The sequence below is a fragment of the Pontibacter sp. HJ8 genome (assembly GCF_054824225.1).
In genome coordinates this window covers 314-1,518 of the sequence record NZ_JSYF01000520.1, presented here as the reverse complement: position 1 = coordinate 1,518, position 1,205 = coordinate 314, and the positions used below count along the sequence as shown (strand labels likewise).

Annotated in this window: 2 protein-coding genes; both read right to left on the bottom strand. The window is 47.4% G+C overall.

Going from position 1 to position 1,205, the window contains the following annotated elements; genetic code table 11:
* Window positions 1-243 precede the first annotated feature (243 nt).
* Entirely contained in the window at window positions 244-864 is a 621-nt protein-coding gene (gene gldD / locus OB13_RS18790; RefSeq protein WP_461491722.1) for a gliding motility lipoprotein GldD, read from the bottom strand.
* Window positions 824-1,205 (bottom strand): transporter associated domain-containing protein (locus OB13_RS18785; RefSeq protein WP_461491721.1); only part of this gene is annotated, 382 nt, incomplete at its 5' end. The genes gldD and OB13_RS18785, both read right to left, overlap by 41 nt.

Sequence of the window (1,205 nt, the reverse complement as noted above, 5' to 3'; positions counted from 1 at the left end):
ATAGGTATAGGTATAGGTATAGGTATAGGCATAGGTATAGGCATAGGTATGCGGCAACTGATCTAGTTTCAAAGTCAGCAGCTATCCAACCTAATCAGAAAGGATTCTCCTACTTGAGTACCTTCAATTCTGCACGAACAATAGTGTGTTTAGTTCTGGAACAAAGACCAAACAAAAAGGACAAAAGACCTGAAGCTATACCTGCAGTCTTTTGTCCTTCTTTAAAAAGCCTATTTTAGAAATTTACTTCTTGTCCTTAAACTCCAGCGTGTTCAGCAGGTGCACAATGTCCTTCTTGACAAACTCTATGACAGGAGCCAGGGAGTCGTTTTGCGTGGCAGTCCGGAAGTACAAGGCCCCCCGGAAGAAATGCGTGGTGGTATCGGTCACATAGAACTGGAACTGGCTGGGCACTTCGCCGGACAGTTCAAACACGGAGGCTACATCGCCCTGTGGTGTCTTGATCTCTGTTTCCTCGATCGCATACGCCTTTACCTGGTGTTTGGCCGTCAGTTTGCGGGCATCTTCTACAAGGGCATTAAAAGCCTTCGGGTCATTGTTGATTGCCTTGTAGGTCAGCTGCACATTGGCTCCCAAAGTCGGGTAGATGATGTTGATCCAGTCCGGCTGCGCGATCTTAGAAGAATCCGGACGAATTTTGGCGTATTTAGAAAATTCGAAGGTATAGGGGTGGCCCTCCTGCAGTTGCTGATACGCGGCTTCCGGCAGGTCGATGCGGTTATACCCTTTCGGCTTTGGGGTATACTCCGCGTTACAGCCGGCTACAGCTGCGGCCAGGCCTACCCATAAGAAAAGCTGAAGTTTAACTGACTTTGTGGTAGTTCTCTTTTTTGCTTGCGACATTAATCTTAACTCGTTTTACGCGCTTCATGTCCGCCGACTCGATCGTAAAATGGTAGCGTCCAAAGAATACATCCTCGCCCACACGCGGTAACCTGGCAAAAAGTGCCAGCATCAGCCCTTCTAATGTTTCGTGCGCACTCTTGACTTCATTGAAGGCGTCAAACGGGATTTCCGTGATCTTGCAAAAGTCGTGCAACGAAGTTTTACCATCAAATATAAAGGTATTTTCATCGAGTTGAGAGTAAATGATCTCTTCCTCGTCATCATATTCGTCATTTATCTCGCCCACGACTTCTTCTACCACATCCTCCATCGTGAGCAGGCCAACCGTGCTGCCATAC

Bases quoted from the DNA above. Each gene is read 5' to 3' on its own strand.
- gldD (WP_461491722.1), bottom strand. From the start codon at position 864: ATGTCGCAAGCAAAAAAGAGAACTACCACAAAGTCAGTTAAACTTCAG.